This is a genomic window from Marinobacter sp., assembly GCF_052091845.1.
Taxonomy (GTDB): domain Bacteria; phylum Pseudomonadota; class Gammaproteobacteria; order Pseudomonadales; family Oleiphilaceae; genus Marinobacter.
This window is the reverse complement of the sequence record NZ_JBQDCO010000003.1, coordinates 55,766-79,712: the sequence shown is the minus strand read 5'-3', so window position 1 is coordinate 79,712 and position 23,947 is coordinate 55,766. Positions and strand designations below refer to the sequence as shown.

The following is a 23,947-nucleotide window of genomic DNA, read 5'->3' as shown; positions in this document are numbered from 1 at the left end:
CGACCAGGCTGCAGCAAGCCGTTGAAACAGCGTATAATCTTGCACTGAATCCGACATTACAGGAAACCGCGTTTGTGACCAGCCCTATTGAAGATCTACACACCGTTCGCGACTACCTCCGTTACGCCTGTTCCGAGTTTGCCGCCTCGCCGGTTTTTTTTGGCCATGGCACGGATAACGTATGGGATGAAGCCGTACAGCTTGTAATGCGAAGCCTGCATCTCCCGCTGGAAGACAACACGCTGTTTCTGGATGCGCGGCTTACCAGGGAAGAGCGGCGTACCGTTCTTGAGCGAATCCGGCGGCGGATAGAAGAGCGGGTTCCCCTTGCTTATCTGCTAGGCGAAGCCTGGTTTATGGGAATGCCATTCCATGTGGATGAACGGGTTTTGGTGCCACGGTCTCCGATCGGGGAATTGATTGAAAACGGCTTTCAACCCTGGCTGGCAGACAAACCGGTTGAGCGTGTTCTGGATCTTTGCACAGGTAGCGGTTGCATCGGCATAGGTGTCGCTTTTGTCTTTGAAGAAGCCAGTGTAGATCTGTCCGACATTTCGGCAGATGCATTAGCGGTGGCTGATTCAAATATAGAGCTTCACGAGCTTCGCGGCAGGGTTCGCACGGTGCAGTCGGATGTGTTCGCGAACATCAGCGGGCAATACGATATTATTGTAAGCAATCCGCCCTATGTAGATGCTGAAGATATGGCTGATATGCCGGATGAGTTTCACCATGAGCCCAGACTGGGCTTAACAGCCGGCGATGATGGACTGGACATTGCACACAGGATCATTGCCGGCGCAGCCGGGCATCTTACCCCTGGTGGCTTGCTTGTGGTTGAAGTGGGGAATAGCTGGATAGCGCTGGATGAAGCTTACCCGGAACTCCCGTTTACCTGGCTCGAATTCAGCAACGGCGGCAACGGTGTCTTTGCTATTACTGAACAGGACCTTCGGCAGTGGCAAGCCAAGCATTAAATTATTTTATTAAAATACTACTACAAGATACTGAATTATGTCGGGAAACTCTTTTGGGAAACTGTTCACGGTAACCTCGTTCGGTGAGAGCCATGGTGCTGCGCTGGGGTGCATTATTGATGGCTGCCCCCCTGGGCTTGAGCTTTCAGAAGCGGATATGCAGGCGGACCTGGATCGTCGCAAGCCGGGTACATCACGGCATACTACCCAGCGCCGCGAGGCAGATGAGGTGCGTATTCTGTCTGGTGTGTTTGAAGGCAAAACCACGGGCACGCCGATTGGGCTGTTAATCGAGAATACAGATCAGCGCTCCAGGGATTACTCCAAAATTTCGGAGCAGTTCCGTCCTGCGCACGCAGATTACACTTACATGCATAAGTACGGTGTGCGTGATTATCGCGGTGGCGGTCGTTCATCCGCTCGCGAGACCGCTATGCGGGTCGCAGCTGGTGCGGTTGCGAGGAAGTTTTTGCAGCAACGCCTGGGTATTCGTATCCGCGGGTATTTGTCGGAGCTTGGCCCCATTCGAGTGGAGAAGCTCGATTGGGATCAGGTTCATCAGAACCCGTTTTTCTGTCCCGATGCCGATAAGGTGCCGGAAATGGAAGCTTACATGGATGCCCTGCGTAAAGAGGGTGACTCTATCGGAGCGCGTATCAATGTGGTTGCGGAAGGCGTGCCACCGGGGCTTGGAGAGCCGGTTTTTGACCGCCTGGATGCAGACCTTGCCCATGCGTTGATGAGTATCAATGCGGTGAAGGGTGTGGAAATTGGAGCGGGCTTTGGGTGTATCAATCAGAAGGGCACGGCGCACCGGGATGAGATGACGCCTGAGGGCTTTCTGTCGAATGAGGCTGGCGGTGTTTTGGGGGGCATTTCTTCGGGGCAGCCTGTTCTTGCGAGTATTGCGTTGAAGCCGACGTCGAGTTTGCGTTTGCCCGGTCGAGGTATTGATGTGGATGGCAACCCTGTTGAGGTTGTGACGACGGGGCGGCACGATCCTTGTGTGGGTATTCGTGCTACGCCGATTGCCGAGGCGATGATGGCCATTGTTTTGATGGATCACTACCTGCGCCATCGCGGGCAGAATGGCGATGTTGCTGTTTCTACACCGGATATTGGGCAGCTGTAGACCTGGTTGTTTGATGAAATGATCCAGTCAGATGGGGCTGAATCACCATAGCCTGGGGGTTGCCGGTCACACCTTACGGCTAACCTTTGTTTTGATTTCCTTCTTCTTCCTGAACAATCGCCAGCAACGCTTTTGCAGCGTTGCCTGGCTGGCGGCCGGTTAGCCCTATGCCGCCGAGCACCCGGGTAACCGGGTGTCCCGGTTTGGTTTCTTCCGTAAGCACACCTTCAAGCACTTTCAGGCTGCCATCTACCATGCGCAGTGGTAATACGCTCCAGCCCAGGCCAACACTGGCCATCATTTTCAGGGTTTCCAGGTAGTTGGTGGGCATTTGTGGCTGTAAGGGCAGGTTGGCCTCCAGAAACAGCCGACTTACTACGCGGTAGGTTGAGGTGGAAGTGTCTGGTAGCAAGGCTGGGTGTTTGGCCAGGTCGGCCAGTGTTGGTTTTAGCATCGTGGCTAGTGGGTGATCCGAGCCTACCACGAAGGCCATGGGGTCTGGCCATTGTGCGAACACGTTGAAGCTTGGGAGCATACTGTCGCTAAGTGTGACAAAGGCCAGCTCGGCGTTGCGTTTGCGCATTTGCTCATAAGCTGCATCTGATTCCATGAACTGGAGATTTATGGTCACATGTGGGTGTTCGCGCTTGAACCGGCGCAACCATTTTGGCAGGTGATGCAGGCCTATGTGGTGGCTGGCAATTATTTGCAGTTCGCCTTCTATCTGGCCCGAATTTGGTGAAAGCGCGATGCGGGCGTTGTGGATTTCGTCGAGAATTTTACGGGCATGAGGCAGGAGTCGGCTGCCTGAGTCGGTCAGGCGGATTTGCCGGTTGCTGCGGTCTATTAAAGGTGTGCCTAGCTGGTTTTCCAGCGCGGCCAGGCGTTTACTGATGGCCGGCTGGGTAAGATGTAGTTGCTCGGCGGCTTCCGAAAAGGAGCCTTGATCGACGATAGTGAGGAAAGCTTTTAGGGCGTTTGAGTCCAAAATCTGTTTTCCTGTTTTATCTCCTGTCAGGAAAGGTTAATCCATAACTGCATGGAATGCGATAGATGAAAAACATGAATTGCGGTTATTCATGGGGCGACGCTATCATAGGTATAGAGTATTAATAGAATGCTTTGATCCAGAGCATCAAAACTGTACCTCCAGAAAGTGAGAGAGAATCATGGCGGGCAAGACCTTATACGATAAATTGTGGGACGATCATTTGGTAAAGCAGCGGGATGATGGTTCTGCGCTGATTTACATTGATCGCCAGTTGCTGCACGAGGTGACGTCGCCGCAGGCTTTTGAAGGGCTGCGCCTTGCAAATCGAAAACCCTGGCGAATCGATGCCAACCTGGCAACACCGGATCACAACGTACCTACCACAAATCGTGCCCAGGGTATTGAGGGTATTGTTGATCCGGTTTCTCGCATTCAGGTAGAAACACTCGATAAAAACTGTGACGAGTTCGGGATTCTTGAGTTCAAGATTAAGGACCAGCGTCAGGGCATTGTGCATGTGATCGGGCCAGAGCAGGGTGCAACACTGCCAGGTATGACCATTGTGTGTGGCGATTCCCACACGTCTACGCATGGGGCCTTTGGTTGTCTTGCCCATGGTATTGGTACCTCCGAAGTTGAGCATGCACTGGCCACCCAGTGTCTGGTTCAGACCAAGATGAAAAATATGCTGGTGAAGGTAAACGGCCAGTTAGGTGCCGGTGTTACCGGCAAAGATATTGTGCTTGCGGTGATTGCGAAAATCGGTACAGCTGGCGGCACTGGGCATGCCATTGAGTTTGGTGGTGAGGCTATTCAGAACCTGAGCATGGAAGGCCGGATGACCATTTGTAATATGGCTATCGAAGCCGGCGCTCGCGTAGGCATGGTAGCGGTTGATGGCACCACCATTGAATATGTAAAAGACCGACCGTTCTCGCCCAAAGGCGAAACCTGGGATGCCGCGGTTAAATATTGGCGCACACTACATAGTGATTCGGATGCGGTATTCGATAAAGTTGTTGAGCTGGACGGTGCAGACATTATGCCCCAGGTAAGCTGGGGTACGTCTCCGGAAATGGTTGTAAACGTGACTGGCAATGTGCCCGACCCAGCCAAAGAAGAAGACCCGATTAAGCGCGAAGGCATTGAGCGGGCATTGAAGTATATGGGGCTGAGGCCAAACCAGGCGATTACGGACATCAAACTGGACAGGGTGTTTATCGGCTCCTGTACCAACAGCCGCATAGAAGATCTGCGGGAAGCCGCGGTGGTCGTTAAGGGTCGCAAAGTGGCAGACAGTTTACTTCAGGCCATGGTTGTTCCGGGCTCAGGCCTGGTGAAAGCCCAGGCAGAAGCCGAAGGTCTGGACCGGATTTTCATTGAAGCAGGGCTTGAGTGGCGCGATCCGGGTTGCTCTATGTGCTTGGCCATGAATGCTGACAAACTCGGCCAGGGCGAGCATTGTGCGTCTACCTCTAACCGAAACTTTGAAGGCCGGCAGGGCTTTGGTGGTCGCACCCATCTGGTGAGCCCGGCTATGGCTGCAGCGGCAGCAATAGCCGGTCATTTTGTTGATGTTCGCGAACTGCTGAACTGAGCCACAGGAGAGAACTGAACCATGCGCGCATTTACGCAACACAAGGGCCTTGTAGCCCCCATGGACCGTTCCAATGTGGACACGGACATGATTATTCCCAAGCAGTTTTTGAAATCCATCAAGCGCACGGGGTTTGGCCCGAATCTGTTTGATGCGCTGCGTTATCTGGATGAAGGACAGCCGGATCAAGATACCGCTAACCGCCCACTGAATCCGGATTTTGTACTGAATCAGCCAAGGTACGAAAACGCCAGTGTGCTTTTGGCCCGTAGTAACTTCGGGTGTGGCTCCAGCCGAGAGCATGCTCCCTGGGCTCTTGATGATTATGGTTTTCGGGTAATTATTGCGCCCAGCTTTGCTGATATATTCTACAACAACTGCTTTAAGAATGGCTTGTTACCCATTGTTCTGGAAGAGGATGTGATGGAGCAGTTGTTTCAGGAGGCTGAGGCTGTTGAAGGCTATCAGTTGACAGTGGATCTGGAAGCTAAAACCGTGGTCACGCCCTCGGGTGAGTCTTTCGGATTCAGTGTGGATAATTTTCGTCGCCACTGTCTGCTCAATGGCCTGGATGATATTGGCGTTACCCTTGAAGACGCTGAGCAGATCAGAGCCTACGAAAACCAGCGTCGCCAAACAGCGCCCTGGTTATTTGGTGCCGGCCAGTAAAGGTCGGATCTGATCGTACCAAACAGGTAACATTCATTAAATTCACCGGGCCAGGTCGGCCCGGTTTTCGAGTACTTGGAAGCCCAATATGTCTAGAAATATCCTTCTTCTGCCGGGTGACGGTATAGGTCCGGAAATTGTTGCAGAGGCTGAAAAAGTCCTGCATGCCATCAACAATAAATTTGATTTGAATCTTGGCTTCGAGTCGGCCCTGGTCGGTGGTGCTGCACTGGATGCCGTGGACAACCCGCTGCCAGAAGATACGCTGGACAAAGCCCGCAAAGCCGACGCTATTTTACTGGGGGCTGTCGGTGGCCCCAAGTGGGATGGTCTGCCCATGGAAAAGCGCCCGGAGAAAGGGTTGCTGGGTTTACGTTCAAATCTGGAGTTGTTCGCTAACCTGCGTCCGGCCATTCTATACCCGCAGCTTGCCTCGGCGTCGTCTCTTAAGCCTGAAGTGGTTTCCGGCCTGGACATCATGATTGTGCGAGAGCTTACCGGTGGCATCTATTTTGGCCAGCCCAGAGGCGTTCGCGAGCTCGAAAATGGCGAGCGTGAAGGCTACAACACCTATATTTATAAGGAATCCGAAATCCGCCGTATTGGCCGGGTGGCGTTTGAAGCGGCGCAGCAGCGTGGCAAAAAGCTGTGCTCTGTTGACAAGGCTAACGTGCTGGAAGTAACGGTGCTGTGGCGTGAAATCATGAATGATCTTCAGAGCGAGTATCCAGACGTAGAGCTGTCTCATATGTACGTTGATAACGCCGCGATGCAGTTGGTTCGTGCACCTAAGCAATTCGATGTGATTGTGACTGGAAACATGTTTGGTGATATTCTGTCTGACGAAGCAGCCATGCTTACCGGCTCAATTGGTATGTTGCCTTCGGCATCACTGAACTCGAAAAAGCAGGGGATGTACGAGCCTTGCCATGGCTCAGCCCCGGATATAGCCGGTAAAAGTATGGCCAACCCGCTCGCCACGATTATTAGTGCGGCAATGATGTTGCGATACAGTCTGGGCGAAGAGCAGGCTGCAGCGGCTATTGAAGCCGCGGTAAGCAGCGTGCTGGATCAAGGGTTGCGTACGTCTGATATTATGTCGGAAAACGGTACTCAGGTGTCTACCCGCGAAATGGGTGATGCGGTACTGGCTGCTCTGTAATATACGATAAAGCCCGACAGCAACACGATGCGGTTGCTGCGGGATCATTCTTCCTGTCCCTGCCAGCGATAAAGGTTGAGGGCGGGCACAAAATGAGGTTCAAAGGTCGCACATGAAGCGAGTTGGACTTGTAGGATGGCGTGGCATGGTAGGTTCAGTCCTCATGCAACGCATGCGTGAAGAAAATGATTTTAGCGATATCGATCCGGTGTTTTTCTCTACATCGCAAACCGGCCAGCCTGCGCCGGATGTAGGAAAAGAGGGCGTTCCGCCTCTTCAGGATGCGTTCGATATTGAAACCCTCAAAACCCTCGATGTTGTGCTTACCTGCCAGGGTGGCGATTACACCGATGCGGTTTATCAGAAACTGCGTGATGCGGGCTGGAAGGGTTACTGGATTGATGCGGCCTCTGCACTGCGGATGGCGGACCACTCGGTTATTATTCTTGACCCGGTTAACCGCAATGTAATCGATGCTGCTCTGGAGAGCGGCGTGAAAGATTATGTGGGTGGTAACTGCACGGTCAGCCTGATGATGCTTGCCCTTGGCGGCCTGCTTGAGCAGGATTTGGTCGAGTGGGTGTCGCCCATGACTTACCAGGCTGCATCCGGCTCGGGTGCCCAGAATATGCGCGAGCTGCTTAATCAGATGGGCGAGTTGAATGGTAGCGCCAGCGAAGAGCTGGCAAGCCCGTCTTCGGCTATTCTGGAAATCGATCGCAAGGTTACTGAAACCATGCGCTCTGACGGTTTCCCTACCGAACATTTTGAAGTGCCGCTGGCTGGCAGCCTTATTCCGTTTATCGACAAGCAGCTCGATAATGGTATGAGCAAGGAAGAGTGGAAAGCCGGGGCAGAGACCAACAAAATTCTTGGTCGCTCAGACAACCCGATTCCTATTGACGGTCTTTGTGTAAGGATCGGAGCCATGCGCTCTCACAGTCAGGCGTTGACCATCAAGCTCAAGAAAGATCTGCCTGTCGCCGAGATCGAATCCATCCTGGCGAACGCAAATGATTGGGTGAAAGTGATCCCTAATGATCGTGACGCGAGCATTGAGGAGCTGACGCCTGCCAAGGTAACTGGCACGTTGAATGTCCCTGTTGGGCGTATCCGTAAACTAACCATGGGGCCAGAGTATATTTCTGCGTTTACCGTGGGTGATCAACTTCTGTGGGGAGCTGCTGAGCCCCTGCGTCGTATGTTACGGATTTTGCAGGAACGTTAAGAAATGTTACGTAGAGGCAATTAATGCCAACTGTGTCCGGTTTCGAGAAGCCGGCTAGGGGGCGGAGGCTGATTTCAGTCTCCGCCCCTGTTATTTTCAGGGACGCTAGGAAGTTCCGTGCAACTGATAAATAAAGGGTGCAAGGATTGCAGCTGATTGATTGATAAAAGAGATCTTATCAACAATACTTGCCGGGCTAAAAGTTAAACGCGCGACATATTAATCCAGAATTATCCAGACGGAAGTCATCCCACCTCGTCCGATTCTGTTTAAACAGCAGTCGCGGATATCGGAGACTGGAAAGGAAAAAGCATGAAGGTACGCAAGCTTGCGGTTGCATTGGCTCTGGCGGGAGGGCTCGGATCCGGCGTCGCTCACGCCCTTGGATTGGGTGAAATTGAACTTCAGTCCTATCTGAATGAGCCGATGAATGCGGAGATTGTTCTACCACAGAGCCGGGGCGTGAATCCGGCTGATGTGTTTGTGAACATAGCTCCGGAAAAGGCTTATCAACGTCTCGGCCTGGAGCGAAACCAGTTTCTTGGAAAGCTCAATTTTGACGTAACAACTCTCGCCAATGGCAGCTTGGTGGTGAATGTCTCCTCACGTGAACCACTGAGGGAGCCGTACCTCAACTTCTTGCTGGAACTTACCTGGCCTAATGGCCGATTGATGCGTGAATACGCTGTGTTGGTTGACCCGCCGGTTTATGCGGAAGACTCTGGTGTTTCAGAGAAAGTGCAGTCGCCCTCAAGTGCCCCGGCGGATCAGTCACGCCCTGCATCGTCTGCTCGCAGCGCCGGGTCGACCCGTTCACAGGCCAGGGTAGAACAGTCCCGCGGCAGTAATTATCGGTCAGACACGTTCGGGCCGACAGGGCCGGCTGATACTTTATGGACCATTGCCTCTGCTGTTCGCCCGGATAGCAGTCTTTCAACGCAGCAGGTAATGCTGGCGTTGCAGGACCTGAACCCGGATGCCTTTATGGGCAATAACATCAACCGGCTAAAGCGTGGGCAAGTACTGCGTGTACCGACTGCAGATCAGGTTCGCAGTCGCAGTCGCGCCGAGGCAAATCAAGCGGTGGCGCAACAGAATGAGGCGTTCCAGAAGCCCAGGCGCACCGTAGACGCTACTGCTCCCCGGCAGCCTGAAAACCAGGGAGCTGGTGAACCAGCCGCCACTGGCGATGAGCTCAAGCTGCTGGTCGCTGATGACAAAGGTGGTCGAAGCGAAACAGAGGGTGGTTCTGCGGGTGGTGATGGTCAGCTTGCCGGCGGCGTAGATGCTGGCGAAGCCATAGCTATGGAAGAGCTTGAAAGCGCCCGCCGCGAAAACGATGAGCTCAACAGCCGCGTTGACGATCTGCAAGACCAGGTGAAGACGCTGCAGCGTTTGATCGAGCTTAAAAACAACCAGCTTGCGGAAGTTCAGCAAGGTGCTGCCGCGAACGACGCGACAGAACTGGATGCTCCGCAGGACGGCGACGATGCTGCAGCGGCTGATCAAGCTGAGCCGGCTTCTTCTGGCGCAGGCCAGGGAGCAGAAACAGGGGTCGGCGCTGAGCTGAGCACCGAACAGGCACAAGTGGCCGGGAATGCTGCCGAGCAAACCGGTGAGCTAACCGATCAAAGTGCGGAGCAGGAAGCATCCACTGATGAATCGGGCATTGCAGAGTCGGGCGCTGAGCCGTCAGAGGGCAGTCTGGATGAAGCCGGAACTGCTGAACCAGATAAAACCGGGGGTATGGCTGATACTGACAGTGCAGTCTCTGACGCACCGCCGGCTGATGGTATCTCTGACACCGACACCGGGACTGATGCCGAAGCGTCGGAGGCGCCGGCAAAGGCTGAGCCCAACCCTGAGATAAAGCCCGAACCCAAGTCGCAACCAGTTGCAGATAAAGGCTTTCCAGGCAACTTGATTGATGCGATTACCGGCAACACACTTTATCAGGTTGCTCTGGGTGGTGGTCTTGTTCTGCTGCTGTTGATTCTTTTGCTGTTGGCGCGCCGCAGTGCGAATCGTGAAAAGGCATTTTATGAGCAGCTGAACAGTGAAACAGATGGGTCTGAAAACGGTGCATTTGATTTAACCCTCGATGAGGGCGAGTCTGAGCAGAGCCGTGTCAGTGATGCTCTGGCAGAAGCAGATGCCTACGTGGCCTATGGTCGTTATGATCAGGCTGGCGAGGTGCTGGAAACTGCCATTTCCCGAGAGCCGAGCCGCACTGACCTGCGACTGAAGCTTTTAGGGGTGTATGCAGACAACCAGGACCGTGAGTCTTTCGAAAAGCAATACAGCGAAATCCAGACACTGGATGATGAAGAGGCAATTGCCCAGGCAAGTGATCTTCGTGCCCGCCTTGAAGAGGCTGAATCAATGCCTAGCATTGATGACCTTGAATCTCAGCTGCGCTCAGGGTCCTTTGGTGAAGAAACTGAGGCTACCGACGACTTTGTACGTGAAGAGTCAGGGCAGGAAGAAAACGGGTTCAGCGAGTTTGGCTCAGGCCAGACGAACTACGGTCTTGATGCCCTGGACGAAACAGATCAGCCAGCTGAGGCAGACACGGGTGTCGATGAAGAGAAAAAGGACGATGACGGTCTGATCGAATACGATCTGTCTGGGCTTGACTTGTCAGATGCCGAAGACGAGACGCCGGAAGACGCTCAGGAAGAGGCCAGCGATTACTCTTCTTTGGAAATCGATCTGGACGATCCGGAGGCTGAAGACTCACTTGAACAGCCTTTTGATAACTCGCTCGAGGAGCCGGAGGAGGAATCACTTGAGGATGCATTTGCGTCTCTTGAAGATTCGCCCGAGTTAGCGTCTGACGACCCATTTGAAGCTGGGACAGATTCTGAAGACACAGGTCTTGAGTCTCTGGATGAGTCCTTCCTTGATGAGCTGGATGCTGAGTTGGATAAGGTTGCAGGTGATGAAGGTGAGCTTGGCGGTTCCGAAATGGAAAAGTCTTCACTTGATGACCTTGAGCTGGATGTATCCGACGACGATCTTGCCCTTATGGAAGAGTTCTCCGATTCAGAAGATTCTGCACGCTCCGCTGGTGCTGGTCCGGAAGAAGATGAGCTGTCCCTGGAAGATGAGCTTTCTCTGGACGATGAACTTGGACTTGAAGATAGTCTGGGTGACATCGAGCAGGAGGACCTACCTGTAGCGTCTGATGAAGTTCAGGACGAGACTGCAAAGTCACCCGTTACCGATATCGATGAAGGCGATCTTGGTGACGACGATGATTTTGATTTCCTTGCGGGAACAGACGAAGCTGCGACCAAGCTGGATTTGGCAAGAGCTTATATCGAGATGGGTGACAGCGACGGCGCCCGCGACATACTCGAAGAAGTGTCTCTCGAGGGGGATGACAACCAGAAAGTCGAAGCACAGGATCTGCTTAAAAATCTGTCCTGATCCGTTATAATCGGATATTGAGGCAGCAAACGCCGGCCGCTGGGGGTACACTCCGGCAATCAGCCGGCGTTTTCTTTTTACAGCAACATACTTTTCGGGTTCATACGTGTTTCTCTACCCCCAGGAACTCACAACGGATAAAGTTATCGGTGGCGGGCGGGTTGCTCTGGCTTTTGAATATGATGGCCGTGAATTTCATGGTTGGCAGCTGCAAAAGTCCGGCGTTCGTTCGGTCGAAGCAGAGCTTACGAGAGCTGTGTCAAAGGTAGCAGACCATCCGGTAGACCTGGTATGCGCTGGCCGCACTGATGCTGGAGTTCATGCAAGTTACCAAATCGCTCATTTTGAAACGCCTTCCATTCGCAGCCTTCGTTCATGGGTAATGGGCATAAATACTGCTCTGCCGTTTGATATCTCTGTGCACTGGGCAGGGAATGGTAGTGACGATTTTCACGCTCGTTTCTCTGCAGTTTACCGGCGCTATCGCTATGTGATCTATAATAATCCGGTCAGGCCCGGAATTCAGCGTGGTCAGGTAAGCTGGACGTTCAGGCCTCTGGATGCCGAGCGCATGCATTATGCTGCCCAAGCGCTTGTAGGAGAGCATGATTTCTCTTCATTTCGTGCTGCAGGCTGCCAATCCCGAACTCCGGTTCGTTTTCTTGAGCAAATAAACGTAACCCGGAAAGGTGGTTTCGTCGTAATTGATGTTCAGGCCAATGCATTTTTACACCACATGGTTCGAAATATTGCGGGGGCACTCATGGACGTGGGGACGGGAAAGCAGTCGTTATCCTGGATTAATGACATACTACTTGCCAGGGATCGCACCCTTGCAGGCGTTACCGCCCCGCCGCATGGTTTGTATCTGGTAGACGTGGGGTATCCGCGAGGTTTCCCTGTGCCTGCTGCGGAGTGTGGCCCGGCCTTTGTAAGGCCTTGGTTTGGCAAGGCACAGAACAGTCCAGTGGAACCCACGCATATTCATATCAAACAAAAGCCGGTGCAGGCGCCATGAAAACACGCATCAAAATTTGTGGTCTGACCCGTGTTGAGGATGTGAAAGCAGCGGTTGATAAAGGGGCGGACGCCTTGGGATTTGTATTCTACGCTCCCAGTCCCCGGGCTATTACTGCTGAAGAAGGGGAGGTTCTGGCCAGGCAGGCCCCTGCGTTTGTTTCAGTGGTTGGGCTGTTTGTGAATCCAACGGAAGAGCAGGTCAGGGAGGTTCTTGGCCGTGTTCCACTGGATTTACTCCAGTTTCATGGCGATGAAACTCCAGAGTTCTGCGGTCGGTTTGGCCGGCGATGGATCAAGGCTGTGAGGGTTCAAAAAGCCGAACAGATTAAACAGGCGTTCAACGATTACCAGCTCGCTTCGGGTCTGTTAGTGGATGCATGGGACCCTCACCGTTACGGCGGAACAGGCAGCACGTTTAATTGGGATCTGGTTCCGGCGCAACGCTCTTTGCCTCTTATATTGGCCGGCGGTTTGTCATCTGCTAACGTGGCTGGCGCTGTCGAGAAGGTGAGGCCCTGGGCTGTTGATGTCAGTGGTGGTGTTGAAATAAGCAAAGGCATCAAAGACATCGAAAAAATTTCTGACTTCATTAAAGAGGCTCATCGAGTCTAATAGAGAGGTTCACCGTGTCTGTAAAGTTGACTGAAGAAATGCTGGCGGCACTGCCGGATGCGCGGGGGCATTTTGGTGCCTTTGGAGGGCGGTTCGTTTCCGAAACCCTGATGGATTCCCTGATGACTCTTGAGAAGGAGTACCTTCGGTTGAAGGCAGATCCGGAGTTTCAGGCGACGTTTGACAAGGATCTGGCGGATTATGTTGGCCGGCCCAGCCCGCTGTACTTCGCTGAGCGGTTAACCCGCGAAACCGGTGGCGCGCAGATTTGGTTGAAACGTGAAGATCTTAATCATACAGGCGCTCACAAGGTAAATAACACGATTGGGCAAGTTTTGCTGGCCAGCTTTCTCGGTAAAAAGCGAATTATCGCCGAAACAGGCGCGGGGCAACACGGTGTCGCCACGGCCACTGTGTGCGCGCGCCTTGGCCTTGACTGCCACGTGTTTATGGGCGCTGAAGATGTGCAGCGCCAGTCCCTGAATGTGTATCGCATGAAGTTGCTGGGCGCTCAGGTGCATGCGGTTGAAAGTGGAAGCCGCACGTTAAAAGATGCCATGAATGAAGCCATGCGCGACTGGGTCACCAACGTTGATGATACGTTCTACATAATCGGGACAGTTGCCGGACCCCATCCATACCCATTGTTGGTCAGGGACTTTCAGTCAGTGATTGGTCGCGAAGCGCGTCAACAGTCACTCGAAAAGACCGGCAAGCTGCCAGATGCATTGGTGGCTTGCGTAGGTGGCGGTTCCAACGCCCTTGGCTTGTTCTACCCATTCCTCACAGACGAATCTGTGCAACTCTATGGTGTAGAAGCCGGCGGGCTAGGTATTGATTCGGGTGATCATGCCGCCCCTTTGTGCGCCGGACGCCCCGGAGTACTGCACGGTAACCGTACCTATCTGATGGAAGACGAAAACGGCCAGATTGCGAGTACGCACTCTGTCAGTGCTGGCCTGGACTATCCCGGTGTGGGGCCTGAGCACAGCTGGCTAAAGGATATTGGTCGCGCCAATTATGTGTCGGTAACCGACGAAGAGGCGCTCGGCGCATTTCGCAGGCTTACCCAGGTGGAAGGCATTATGCCTGCGCTGGAAACGTCACACGCGGTAGCCTATGCCCTCAAACTGGCAGCTACGATGGACAAGGATCAAACGGTTATCATCAACATATCCGGCCGCGGCGATAAAGACATTCATACCATTGCACAGCTGGATGGTATTGAACTTTGAACAATAAACAGGAGCAGGCATGAGCCGAATTGAAGGGGTTCTTAACACCCTCAAAGGACAAGGCCGCAAGGCCCTTATTCCGTTTATTACCGCCGGTGACCCTCACCCAGACCAAACGGTCGGCCTGATGCATAGTATGGTCGATGCAGGTGTTGATATTATCGAGCTGGGGGTGCCATTCTCGGACCCCATGGCCGATGGGCCGGTGATCCAGCTGGCCTGTGAGAGAGCGCTCAAACATAACACCTCTTTGCGCGCTGTTTTGGCGATGGTAAGTGAGTTCAGGGAAACCAACACCACAACGCCGGTTGTTTTGATGGGCTACCTTAACCCCATTGAAGCCATGGGCTACGACGTGTTTGCTGATGCGGCGGTTGCGGCGGGTGTAGATGGCGTTCTTACGGTGGATTTGCCGCCAGAAGAGGCTGATGACGTTGCGCCTCTGTTTTCCCAAAGGGGGCTCGACCCCATTTTCCTGCTTGCGCCAACCACCACTGATGAAAGAATTCGTGCCATTGCCGATCACTCTTCGGGGTATGTGTACTATGTTTCATTTAATGGCGTAACCGGAGCCGCTAAGATAAATGTGGATCATGTCGCTGCTAAAGTGGCGCACATTCATGAATTAACGGCTCTGCCGGTTGGTGTCGGCTTTGGTATTCGCGATGCAGAAACAGCTGCTGCCGTGGGGCGGGTATCCGATGGTGTAATTGTTGGCAGCGTGCTGGTCGATACAATAGCCAGAAATCAGGCAGATATCGAAGGGCTTAAACGAGCACTGACAGATCTGCTCACCCCGATGCGAGAAGCACTGGACAGGATAAAACCATGAGTAACTGGCTGGACAAGATAATGCCGGGCAAGATCCGCTCGGAATCCAATCGCAGAACAGGCGTACCCGAAGGGCTTTGGAAGAAATGCCCGAAGTGTGGTGCCTTTCTCTACAAGCCGGAGCTGGAGAAAAACCTGGATGTTTGCCCCAAGTGCAACCATCACTTGAGGGTCAACGCTCGCCGTCGTCTCGATATTTTTCTTGATAAAGAAGGTCGAGAGGAAATTGGCGAAAATCTGGAACCTTGGGATCGGTTGAAGTTCAAGGACTCCAAGCGCTATAAAGATCGCCTCGTGCAGGCCCAGAAAGCCACCGGAGAGAAAGACGCGCTGGTGGCTAAAAAGGGCACGACACTGGGTGTTCCGTTGGTAGCTTGTGCGTTTGAATTTGGGTTTATGGGCGGCTCCATGGGGCAGGTCGTGGGCGAGAAATTTGTACAGGCGGCCAATGTTGCACTCGCGGAGCGCATTCCTCTGGTTTGTTTTTCAGCCAGTGGCGGAGCCCGTATGCAGGAAGCCATCTTGTCGCTAATGCAGATGGCCAAAACCGCAGCAGTGCTTGAGCGCATGAAGCAAGAGGGCATTCCATACATTTCCGTGATGACGGACCCAGTGTTTGGGGGTGTCTCTGCCAGTCTCGCTATGCTGGGCGATCTCAATATTGCCGAGCCCAATGCCCTGATCGGTTTTGCCGGCCCGCGGGTGATTGAGCAGACCGTTCGTGAAAAATTGCCGGAAGGATTTCAGCGCAGTGAGTTTTTGCTGGAGCATGGTGCGATCGACATGATCCAGCATCGACACCAGATGCGCGAACGTATAGCTCATGTGCTGGCCAAGTTCACCGGCTCGGAATCGCCCGGAACGGACGAGCCCATCGAATTTGAAATAACGGAAAAACCAGACATTGACACCCCCACCGAGTAAGAATGCAGTCCCGCCCCCCAAAGCGCCGGGGGCCGGGGCCACTGTTGCCCAATGGCTGTCCTGGCTGGAATTGATCCATCCCACCGACATTGATCTCGGCCTTGACCGGGTTCTGGTGGTGTTGCGCCGATTGTTCAGACACAAGCCAGATGCCCGGGTCATTACGCTTGCAGGCACCAATGGGAAAGGCAGTACCGTTGGAACCCTTGAGGCCCTGCTGAAAGCGGCTGGCCGGCGAACGGGTGCCTATACATCGCCGCATCTTCAGCGCTACAACGAACGCATTCGTATTGACGGTGTGGATATTGATGACTCAGCACTGATCTGCGCGTTTGAAAAGGTTGAGGCTGCCCGGGGTTCAGTCACCCTGACTTATTTTGAGTTTGGCACGCTGGCCGCGTTTGTGGCCCTTGAGGAATCTGGCGTGCAGGACTGGATACTTGAGGTTGGCCTTGGCGGGCGGCTAGATGCGGTGAACGTGATAGACCCGGATTTGGCCATTATTACGTCGGTTGATATCGATCATGTCACATTTCTGGGCGACAACCGTGAGGTTATCGGCTTTGAGAAGGCGGGTATTCTTCGCCCTGGCATTCCTGCCATTGTTGCCGATATGAACCCGCCAAGCTCTGTGCTGCAACAGTCAGCGGCTCAGAAGGTCCGGCTACTAAGGGCGGGGTGCGACTATAGTATCGAAGAGATAGTCGCGGATACCGGTGAAATGACAGCCCGCCTGCACCATCAAGGGCAGGTTATCAGGCTTCCGGCTGGGCCCTTGCCGGTTCAGAGCGTGGCGGCCGCTGTTGTGGCTATGCACATACTTGAGCCGGCCGGGGAGGTATCCTTGGTAGAAACCACGCTGCCCCGGATCAGTTTGCCAGGGCGTTTTGAGCGCCTCGAACAACGCCCGGACCTGTATGTCGATGTGGGACACAATCCGCACGCAGCCAGGTGGTTGTCCCAACGGCTCGGAGTACTAAAAGGCGGCAGTCGCAAGGTTCACGCTGTGTATGCTGCGCTTGAAGATAAAGATGCAAAGGGTGTGGTCCAGGCCATGGCTCCGGTGGTTGATACCTGGCATTTGGCCGGATTGGATATGCCCCGGGGGCTAAGTGCTGAAACACTCAGTGCCAGGCTTGCCCCTTGCCTTCCGAGCCAGACAAGCACTCACAACTCCGTTGCCGATGCTATTAAGTCTGCCAAGGTCGGTGCCGCCCCTGCCGACATCGTGATTGTTTTTGGCTCATTCTTTACCGTTGCCGGAGCGCGTGCGTTGTTGCTGTAAGCCAGGCGTTTGGTCGCCTTAAACTTTATCCATAGGGAACCGCAGGGCTTTGAGTTATGGCGGGTGGGCGGTTACTATAATTCAGCAAAAACGAACCGGGAGCTGAACAACGTGGATGGACTGAAGCAAAGAATAATTGGGGCGCTGGTACTGATCTCACTGGCCGTTATCTTTGTTCCTATGGTTTTTGATGAGCCTCACTCAGAACGTACTTCTACGTCGATTAATATTCCCGAAGAGCCACCATTTCCGGAAGTGGAAGCGCCAGAGTCGGATATAGCGCCGCCCCCCTCATACCAGCAGGATCAAGCTTCGAGCCAGGAACCCGCCGCTCAAGACTTCAAAATTGTGGAAAATGGCGAGCCCGCCGCTCAACCTGCCACGGGCAATTCCGACAGCGCGGAGCCCGAATCCGACAGCGCAGAGCCCGAAGTGGCCAAATCCGTCGCCCCTGAACCGGCAGCGCCCGAGCCTGTGACCTCAAAAGAGCCGGAAACACCGGTGAGCACTGAGCAAACAGAAGCTGAGTTTACCCGGTCATTAAAAGGTGCCTGGGTAGTGCAACTGGGTAGCTTCGGAAATAGCGACAACGCCCGGGGCCTTCGTGATGATGTTCGCGAAAAAGGTTATAACTCGCATCTTCAAGAAGTCGTTCGCGGTGACAACACTCTCACACGGGTGTTTAGCGGGCCCTTTGCGGAAAAATCGAAAGCAGAAGCTGCAAAGCGTACCCTGGATAAGGCTTTCGGCTTGAACAGTCTGGTTACGTCAGGCGCTAAATAGCACTTTTTACGTGGTTTATATCACGCAGGCGGTTTGGTGCGCCCGGGTTTCCTGATAGAATTCGCGCTTCCTTTTCTCCATCGGGACATACATGGACGCGCTGATCTGGATTGACTGGGTCATCATTGCCCTCATCACAGTTTCCACTCTTATTAGTTTAAAGCGGGGTTTCGTAAAAGAAGCTTTGTCTTTGGTCACGTGGGTGGGGGCGTTCATTCTTGCCCGCACTTTTCATCCGCAAATGCAGGCCTTGCTGGAAAATACCGTTGAAACGCCGCTTGTACGTCTGATAGCGGCATTTGCCATTCTCTTTTTCGGAACACTCATCGTTGGCGCAATCATTAATAACATGATCGGGCATCTCGTCCGTGCTACAGGGCTGTCAGCGACTGACAGAGTGCTGGGTATGGGATTTGGCCTGTTGCGTGGCATTGTGGTTGTGATCGTGGCAATTGCATTTATCCGTTATACCCCTCTGGCCCAGGATACCTGGTGGAGGACATCTGTCATGATCGATCGCCTTGCGGTGGTTGAGGACTGGTCCAGACGGACATTCGGCGATGAGTTCGCCCGTTTTCTTGAACCTGATTCCCAAAAGGCCGTGGAACCCACGTCTGCAGCTCGCTAACATTCAGAATTAACACCCGGAGATTACCTTATCCATGTGTGGCATTGTCGGTATCGTCAGCACTTCCAACGTCAATCAGTCGCTTTACGATGCACTGACTGTCCTTCAGCACCGAGGCCAGGATGCGGCGGGTATTGTTACCTTTCAGGACGAACGGTTTTATCTGCGCAAGGATAATGGTCTGGTTCGTGATGTTTTTCATACTCGCCATATGCACCGCCTGGTTGGCAATGTAGGTATCGGCCATGTGCGCTACCCAACGGCAGGAAGTTCCAGCTCTGCAGAGTCTCAACCTTTTTATGTGAACAGCCCTTATGGCATCACGCTGGCCCATAACGGTAATCTGACCAATGCCGACGAATTAAGCCGGGATTTGTTCCGCACCGATCTTCGTCATATCAACACCAATTCGGACTCTGAAGTGCTGCTGAACGTGTTTGCACACGAGCTGCAAAAGCTGGGTAAGCTTGATCCGACAAAGGATGATATTTTTTCCGCAGTCAGTGCGGTTCATCAACGCTGTGTCGGCGCTTATGCCGTGATAGCGATGATTACCGGTTACGGTATAGTTGGTTTTCGTGATCCTAACGGCATTCGCCCGGTATGCTATGGCGAAAGAACCGACGAGTCTGGCCACAAAGAATATATGATTGCGTCCGAGAGCGTAGCCTTGAGTGCGGCCGGATATACATTGGTGCGAGACATTGCGCCAGGCGAAGCTGTATACATTGAAACCGATGGCACATTGTATTCACAGCAATGTGCCACAAAATCGAATCTTTACCCCTGCCTCTTCGAGCATGTCTATTTTGCTCGGCCGGATTCCATCATGGACGGGGTCTCGGTATACAAAGCCAGGCTTCGCATGGGAGAAACCCTGGCAGATAAGGTGCTGCGTGAGCGTCCGGACCACGATATTGATGTGGTTATGCCTATTCCGGATACCAGCCGCACATCAGCCATGCAAATGGCGCACCGGTTGGGGCTGAAATTCCGCGAAGGATTCATAAAAAATCGCTACATCGGCCGAACCTTTATCATGCCTGGCCAAACGATGCGGAAAAAATCGGTACGCCAGAAACTGAACCCGATTGATCTCGAATTTCGCGGTAAAAACGTGATGCTGGTGGACGATTCCATTGTTCGGGGCACCACATGCAAGGAGATTGTGCAGATGGCAAGGGATGCCGGCGCCAGAAACGTGTATTTTGCATCTGCTGCGCCGCCGGTGCGTTACCCCAACGTTTATGGCATTGACATGCCATCTGCCAAAGAGCTGATTGCCCACGAGAGAAGCGTTGATGAAATCCGCGACTTAATTGGTGCCGATTGGTTGCTCTACCAGGATCTGGAAGATCTGGTTACGTGCGTTAGCGATGTGAATGAAAACATAGACGGTTGGGAATGTTCCGTGTTCACCGGAGACTATGTAACGGGAGGGATTGACGATGCCTACCTCGAGCGCCTTGATGAAGCCCGTAATGATATGAAGCGCTCAGGGGCAGAAAGTGCTGCCTCATCGGATAACGGCATTATTGATCTCTACAACGACGAAGACTAATTACCGAGCCCTACCAGGAGACGCTCATGACTTTTCACCGTGAAGAAATTATCCGGATTCCCGAATCGGATCTCGATGGTATGTCTCTGGATACACTGGCGGTGAGGGCAGGGCAGATTCGAACCGGCCAACTTGAGCACAGTGACGCTATTTTTCCCACATCCAGTTTTGTATACGGCAGTGCCGCTCAGGCTGCGGCGCGTTTTGGTGGCGAAGAGCAGGGCAATATCTATTCTCGTTTCACCAACCCCACGGTGCAGGCATTTGAGGGTCGTATGGCTGCCATGGAAGGCGGGGAGCGCGCTGTTGCAACGTCGTCTGGTATGGCGGCTATTCTCAGTACCTGCATGGCTCTGTTGCAAAGCGGTGATCATGTTATTTGCTCTCGTGGCGTATTTGGAACCACCAATGTGTTGTTCCAGAAATATATGGCTAAATTTGGTGTCGAAACCACCTTTGTAAGCCTCACTGATACCCAGGAGTGGGAATCAGCAGTGCGTTCCGACACCCGTATGCTATTTGTTGAAACGCCATCCAACCCGCTTTGTGAGGTTGCAGACATGGGGGCGCTGGCAAAACTTGCCCACGATAGCGATGCCTTGTTTGTGGTAGATAACTGTTTTTGCACGCCTGTACTGCAGCGCCCTTTTGAGCATGGCGCAGATATTGTGATTCATTCTGCAACCAAATATCTGGATGGTCAGGGCCGCTGTGTCGGCGGAGTTGTGGTCGGGCCGAACAAACTGATGGATGAGGTTTATGGTTTTCTGAGGTCCGCCGGGCCTACTATGAGCCCTTTTAACGCCTGGGTGTTCCATAAAGGCTTGGAAACCTTACCAATCCGTATGCGAGCCCACTGCGACAATGCGTTAGAGTTAGCGAAGTGGTTGGATCAGCAACCAGAAGTGGAGTGCGTATATTACGCTGGGCTTGAAAGCCATCCACAGCACTTGCTTGCAAAAAAGCAGCAGAAAGGTTTTGGTGGTGTGCTGTCGTTTTGTCTGAAAGGGGGGCGTGAGGAAGCCTGGCGTTTTATCGATGCCACCCGAATGATCTCCATCACGGCAAATCTGGGGGATGTAAAAACGACGATCACCCACCCGGCGACCACAACACACGGGCGGTTATCCCCGGAAGATAAATCCAGAGCAGGCATAACAGAAAATCTGTTACGTCTCTCCGTGGGCATAGAAGCAGTCGAAGATCTGAAAACAGACCTTTACAGAGGTTTTCAGGTGCTTCAGGACGAAAGCAACACTTAATGTTTGAGCATTCATGGCCGAATCTGCAAAAGCGAAGAAACCATCACAGGAACTGACCAATAAGCAACTGCGCTTTCACCGCCTTGCTGCGCAGGGTGCCCGTGAAGGCGCCGTGATCGGGCTTATTGCCCTTTGTATCTATTTGGCCATGGCGCTTGTGACATTTAATCCCGCAGACCCAGGCTGGGCCAGCATTGGGCATGACACCAGTGTGCTTAACTCGGCGGGCCGATCTGGTGCCTGGCTTGCCAGTTTGCTGATGGACTTTTTTGGCCACGTTGCCTATCTGTTTCCGCTGATGGTCGCGGGCTATGCCATCATGTTGATTCGTCTACGAAATGACTCTCTGGACTTGCATTGGCCGCTTTTTCTGATGCGATTTGGCGGTTTTTTACTGATTCTTCTGTCCGCCACAAGTCTGTTGTCACTGTATTCCGTTTTTGGGTTAGGAGTCTCATCGGGCGGGGTTTTGGGAGCCGCGGTTGCCGATGCTATGGTGCGCTTTTTTAACCTGCCGGCCACCACTCTGCTTCTTATCGCCATCTTTCTTTTTGCCCTGACGGTGACTGTTGGTTTGTCCTGGTTCTGGCTGATGGATCAGCTGGGAGGGCTTACGCTTCGCATGGGGCAGGCATTAAAGCGGCTGGCAACGCAGAGCAAAACAACACCCTCCACCGACTCCGGCTTTGCTTCAGCTGAAGACACACAGCCAGCAAAAACCAAGCCGGCAGCGGCCGGACTGGCAGAGCCCACGAGCCGTTGGTGGCACAAGATACCCGGAGCTGGCCCGCGCAAAGTGGCCAGGCCACGCAAACCGGAGACTGAACGGCTGGAGCCTGGTATTGAAGGTCTTTCTGCCGGTGCAGATTCGGAGCCCGCAAGGCTGGAAAGCTTCAGCTCCCGAGAGGAGGAAACCGACGCAAAAGGTTCTAAAAAACCGCCTGCCAAGGAAAAGCCCAAGCCCGCCTCGGCGGTTGCGCGGTCGCTGAAAATTTCGCCTTTCAAAAAAGAAGACCAAACGCCTGCGGCAACTAATGCCAAAAACAGACAGCCTTCACTGTTAGAAGATATAGAAAGTCCTATTCCGCCTATTTCGCTGCTGGATCCGCCAGAAGAGCATAAAGAGAGCGGGTATTCGGAAGAATCTCTGGAGCACATGTCTCGTCTGCTTGAGGAAAAGCTGGGTGATTTCGGTGTATCCGTTGAAGTGGTTGAGGTAAACCCGGGCCCCGTTATCACCCGCTTTGAAATCAAACCCGCCGCCGGCGTTAAGGTCAGCAAAATTTCGAACCTCGCCAAGGACCTGGCTCGCTCCCTCGCCGTGCTTAGTGTTCGGGTGGTGGAAGTGATTCCCGGCAAGTCGGTGGTGGGCATTGAAATTCCCAACGAGAAACGCGAAATCGTTCGCCTCAGTGAAGTGTTGGGTTCGAAAGTATTCACGGAATCCAGCTCAGCGCTCACCATGGCGCTGGGCAATGACATAGGTGGCAACCCCATGGTTGCCAACCTTTCAAAGATGCCCCATTTGCTGGTTGCAGGTACTACCGGTTCTGGTAAGTCGGTGGGGGTTAACGCCATGCTGTTGAGTACATTGCTGAAGGCGGGACCAGATGAAGTGCGCTTCATTATGGTTGACCCCAAAATGCTTGAGCTCAGCATTTATGATGGCATTCCGCATCTGCTGACCCCGGTTGTGACCGATATGAAAGATGCGGCAAATGCATTGCGCTGGTGCGTGGCTGAAATGGAACGCAGATACCGCCTGATGGCCAGCCTGGGCGTCCGCAACCTGGCGGGCTACAACCGCAAGATAAAAGACGCCGCAGAAGCAGGCGAACCTCTTCTCGATCCGCTTTGGAAGCCGGATGAGTATGTGGCGAATGATGAACAGGAACGCCCGGAATTGGAAACCCTGCCTTTTATTGTGGTGGTGATCGACGAGTTTGCTGACATGATGATGATTGTTGGCAAGAAGGTAGAAGAGTTAATTGCGCGCATAGCCCAGAAGGCAAGGGCAGCCGGAATTCACCTGATTCTCGCGACTCAAAGGCCTTCTGTAGATGTTATCACTGGCCTGATCAAAGCCAATATTCCTACCCGGATGTCATTTCAGGTGTCGTCCAAAATTGATTCACGTACGGTGCTGGATCAGGGCGGCGCAGAGCAGCTTCTTGGTCACGGTGATATGCTGTATTTGCCTCCTGGCTCCGGGCTCCCGGTTCGTGTTCATGGTGCGTTTGTGGATGATGACGAGGTTCACCGGGTAGTCAGTGCATGGAAGGCCAGAGGCGAGCCGGTTTATGTTGAAGGCGTGCTTAACGGTGCAGAAGGTGAGAACCTGCCAGGCGTTCCCACGCTGACTGAAGGTGGCGATAGCGAAGGTGATGCGCTGTTTGACGAAGCCGTCGCTTTTGTAACAGAAGGCCGCCGGGTATCGATTTCGTCTGTGCAGCGAAAATTCAAGATAGGTTACAACCGCGCGGCCAACATTGTTGAGGCTATGGAAGCATCGGGCGTTGTGAGTGCCGCGGGCCATAACGGTGGTCGTGAAGTGTTAGCGCCGCCCCCACCGAGAGATTAGGAGTCGTATCTTATGCAACAATTTTCCCTGAAGCCTG

19 protein-coding genes are annotated in these 23,947 nt (G+C 53.4%); 18 read left to right on the top strand and 1 reads right to left on the bottom strand.

The window, feature by feature from the left end:
- Positions 1-74 precede the first annotated feature (74 nt).
- Both prmB and aroC read left to right on the top strand, forming a co-directional pair.
- Positions 75-977 (top strand): 50S ribosomal protein L3 N(5)-glutamine methyltransferase, encoded by a 903-nt coding sequence (gene prmB, locus ACTHYN_RS01930; protein ID WP_441810839.1) that lies wholly within the window; start codon positions 75-77, stop codon positions 975-977.
- A gap of 37 nt (positions 978-1,014) precedes the next feature.
- Complete coding sequence (gene aroC / locus ACTHYN_RS01925; protein WP_441810807.1) at positions 1,015-2,109, top strand: chorismate synthase; 1,095 nt, start codon at positions 1,015-1,017, stop codon at positions 2,107-2,109.
- A gap of 79 nt (positions 2,110-2,188) precedes the next feature.
- Here the strand turns inward: aroC and ACTHYN_RS01920 are convergent, their stop codons facing one another.
- Positions 2,189-3,097: a LysR family transcriptional regulator gene (locus ACTHYN_RS01920; protein WP_441810806.1), complete on the bottom strand. Its 909-nt coding sequence runs from the start codon at positions 3,095-3,097 to the stop codon at positions 2,189-2,191.
- 181 nt (positions 3,098-3,278) lie between these two features.
- Between ACTHYN_RS01920 and leuC the strand changes: the two genes are divergently transcribed.
- The 16 genes from leuC (at position 3,279) to ACTHYN_RS01840 (ending at position 23,910) form a co-directional block, all read left to right on the top strand.
- Positions 3,279-4,697 carry a 3-isopropylmalate dehydratase large subunit gene (gene leuC, locus ACTHYN_RS01915; RefSeq protein WP_441810805.1) on the top strand — a complete coding sequence of 473 codons (1,419 nt, stop codon included), beginning with the start codon at positions 3,279-3,281 and terminating at the stop codon, positions 4,695-4,697.
- A gap of 21 nt (positions 4,698-4,718) precedes the next feature.
- A complete protein-coding gene (gene leuD / locus ACTHYN_RS01910) occupies positions 4,719-5,366 on the top strand; it encodes a 3-isopropylmalate dehydratase small subunit (protein ID WP_441810804.1) in 648 nt (215 codons plus the stop codon).
- Between the two features lie 88 nt (positions 5,367-5,454).
- On the top strand, positions 5,455-6,528 hold the full coding sequence (leuB, locus tag ACTHYN_RS01905) for a 3-isopropylmalate dehydrogenase (protein WP_441810803.1): 1,074 nt from the start codon (positions 5,455-5,457) through the stop codon (positions 6,526-6,528).
- Positions 6,529-6,640: 112 nt separating this feature from the next.
- Positions 6,641-7,756: an aspartate-semialdehyde dehydrogenase gene (gene asd, locus ACTHYN_RS01900; protein ID WP_441810802.1), complete on the top strand. Its 1,116-nt coding sequence runs from the start codon at positions 6,641-6,643 to the stop codon at positions 7,754-7,756.
- Between the two features lie 312 nt (positions 7,757-8,068).
- Positions 8,069-11,188 carry a FimV/HubP family polar landmark protein gene (locus tag ACTHYN_RS01895; RefSeq protein WP_441810801.1) on the top strand — a complete coding sequence of 1,040 codons (3,120 nt, stop codon included), beginning with the start codon at positions 8,069-8,071 and terminating at the stop codon, positions 11,186-11,188.
- A gap of 106 nt (positions 11,189-11,294) precedes the next feature.
- Positions 11,295-12,206, top strand: coding sequence for a tRNA pseudouridine(38-40) synthase TruA (gene truA, locus ACTHYN_RS01890; RefSeq protein WP_441810800.1), 912 nt, complete (start codon positions 11,295-11,297; stop codon positions 12,204-12,206).
- Entirely contained in the window at positions 12,203-12,820 is a 618-nt protein-coding gene (locus tag ACTHYN_RS01885) for a phosphoribosylanthranilate isomerase (RefSeq protein ID WP_441810799.1), read from the top strand. Before truA ends, ACTHYN_RS01885 begins: the two co-directional genes overlap by 4 nt.
- A gap of 26 nt (positions 12,821-12,846) precedes the next feature.
- Complete coding sequence (gene trpB, locus ACTHYN_RS01880; protein ID WP_441810838.1) at positions 12,847-14,055, top strand: tryptophan synthase subunit beta; 1,209 nt, start codon at positions 12,847-12,849, stop codon at positions 14,053-14,055.
- Between the two features lie 19 nt (positions 14,056-14,074).
- A complete protein-coding gene (gene trpA, locus ACTHYN_RS01875) occupies positions 14,075-14,887 on the top strand; it encodes a tryptophan synthase subunit alpha (RefSeq protein ID WP_441810798.1) in 813 nt (270 codons plus the stop codon).
- The gene (gene accD / locus ACTHYN_RS01870; protein ID WP_441810797.1) at positions 14,884-15,810 is read left to right on the top strand and encodes an acetyl-CoA carboxylase, carboxyltransferase subunit beta; all 927 of its coding nucleotides are present in this window, start codon (positions 14,884-14,886) and stop codon (positions 15,808-15,810) included. The genes trpA and accD overlap by 4 nt, the downstream gene beginning before the upstream one ends.
- A complete protein-coding gene (gene folC / locus ACTHYN_RS01865) occupies positions 15,791-17,095 on the top strand; it encodes a bifunctional tetrahydrofolate synthase/dihydrofolate synthase (RefSeq protein WP_441810796.1) in 1,305 nt (434 codons plus the stop codon). Before accD ends, folC begins: the two co-directional genes overlap by 20 nt.
- A 111-nt stretch (positions 17,096-17,206) precedes the next feature.
- Positions 17,207-17,878 (top strand): SPOR domain-containing protein, encoded by a 672-nt coding sequence (locus ACTHYN_RS01860; protein WP_441810795.1) that lies wholly within the window; start codon positions 17,207-17,209, stop codon positions 17,876-17,878.
- A gap of 91 nt (positions 17,879-17,969) precedes the next feature.
- Positions 17,970-18,506: a CvpA family protein gene (locus ACTHYN_RS01855; RefSeq protein WP_441810794.1), complete on the top strand. Its 537-nt coding sequence runs from the start codon at positions 17,970-17,972 to the stop codon at positions 18,504-18,506.
- Between the two features lie 34 nt (positions 18,507-18,540).
- On the top strand, positions 18,541-20,067 hold the full coding sequence (purF, locus tag ACTHYN_RS01850; RefSeq protein ID WP_441810793.1) for an amidophosphoribosyltransferase: 1,527 nt from the start codon (positions 18,541-18,543) through the stop codon (positions 20,065-20,067).
- 26 nt (positions 20,068-20,093) lie between these two features.
- Positions 20,094-21,329 (top strand): O-succinylhomoserine sulfhydrylase, encoded by a 1,236-nt coding sequence (locus ACTHYN_RS01845; RefSeq protein ID WP_441810792.1) that lies wholly within the window; start codon positions 20,094-20,096, stop codon positions 21,327-21,329.
- A 13-nt stretch (positions 21,330-21,342) separates the two neighbouring features.
- Positions 21,343-23,910 carry a DNA translocase FtsK gene (locus ACTHYN_RS01840; RefSeq protein WP_441810791.1) on the top strand — a complete coding sequence of 856 codons (2,568 nt, stop codon included), beginning with the start codon at positions 21,343-21,345 and terminating at the stop codon, positions 23,908-23,910.
- Positions 23,911-23,947: the final 37 nt, after the last annotated feature.

Bases quoted from the DNA above. Each gene is read 5' to 3' on its own strand.
- accD (WP_441810797.1), top strand. From the start codon at position 14,884: ATGAGTAACTGGCTGGACAAGATAATGCCGGGCAAGATCCGCTCGGAA.
- leuD (WP_441810804.1), top strand. From the start codon at position 4,719: ATGCGCGCATTTACGCAACACAAGGGCCTTGTAGCCCCCATGGACCGT.
- trpA (WP_441810798.1), top strand. From the start codon at position 14,075: ATGAGCCGAATTGAAGGGGTTCTTAACACCCTCAAAGGACAAGGCCGC.
- ACTHYN_RS01885 (WP_441810799.1), top strand. From the start codon at position 12,203: ATGAAAACACGCATCAAAATTTGTGGTCTGACCCGTGTTGAGGATGTG.
- aroC (WP_441810807.1), top strand. From the start codon at position 1,015: ATGTCGGGAAACTCTTTTGGGAAACTGTTCACGGTAACCTCGTTCGGT.
- asd (WP_441810802.1), top strand. From the start codon at position 6,641: ATGAAGCGAGTTGGACTTGTAGGATGGCGTGGCATGGTAGGTTCAGTC.
- purF (WP_441810793.1), top strand. From the start codon at position 18,541: ATGTGTGGCATTGTCGGTATCGTCAGCACTTCCAACGTCAATCAGTCG.
- ACTHYN_RS01845 (WP_441810792.1), top strand. From the start codon at position 20,094: ATGACTTTTCACCGTGAAGAAATTATCCGGATTCCCGAATCGGATCTC.
- ACTHYN_RS01895 (WP_441810801.1), top strand. From the start codon at position 8,069: ATGAAGGTACGCAAGCTTGCGGTTGCATTGGCTCTGGCGGGAGGGCTC.
- leuB (WP_441810803.1), top strand. From the start codon at position 5,455: ATGTCTAGAAATATCCTTCTTCTGCCGGGTGACGGTATAGGTCCGGAA.
- leuC (WP_441810805.1), top strand. From the start codon at position 3,279: ATGGCGGGCAAGACCTTATACGATAAATTGTGGGACGATCATTTGGTA.
- ACTHYN_RS01840 (WP_441810791.1), top strand. From the start codon at position 21,343: ATGGCCGAATCTGCAAAAGCGAAGAAACCATCACAGGAACTGACCAAT.
- ACTHYN_RS01855 (WP_441810794.1), top strand. From the start codon at position 17,970: ATGGACGCGCTGATCTGGATTGACTGGGTCATCATTGCCCTCATCACA.